Here is a 269-nt window from a genome sequence, read left to right as displayed (position 1 = left end):
GCGCTATTGCTGTATTCGCCAGTTAATTGTGCGACATAGCTTTCTACGCTGGCTTGGTCAACCAAGGAGTTGCGCAGTGCATCTGCCCATTTCTTCGCGAGCAGTGCAGGTGTCGTTCCGTATGCTTTTGCGTTGCCGGCGTCGACTTCAACAATCTTGTAGCCGCCCAAGGTGATGACGGGGCTGCCTTTAACATAAGTGATGTTAACGGACGATGGGCCGCGATCTTTCGATGCAACAAGCGCATTGTCCAAGTTCTTTTGAATTAC

Annotated in this window: 1 protein-coding gene; it reads right to left on the bottom strand. The window is 50.9% G+C overall.

Features of this window, described 5'->3' with window-relative positions; genetic code table 11:
* A partial coding sequence (locus tag RYX56_RS22625) for a DUF8459 domain-containing protein (protein ID WP_317124160.1) occupies positions 1 to 269 on the bottom strand: 269 nt, incomplete at both ends.

The organism is Alkalihalophilus lindianensis, from assembly GCF_032843265.1.
Classification (GTDB): domain Bacteria; phylum Bacillota; class Bacilli; order Bacillales; family Bacillaceae_D; genus Alkalihalophilus; species Alkalihalophilus lindianensis.
This window is presented reverse-complemented; position numbering and strand designations above follow the sequence as displayed.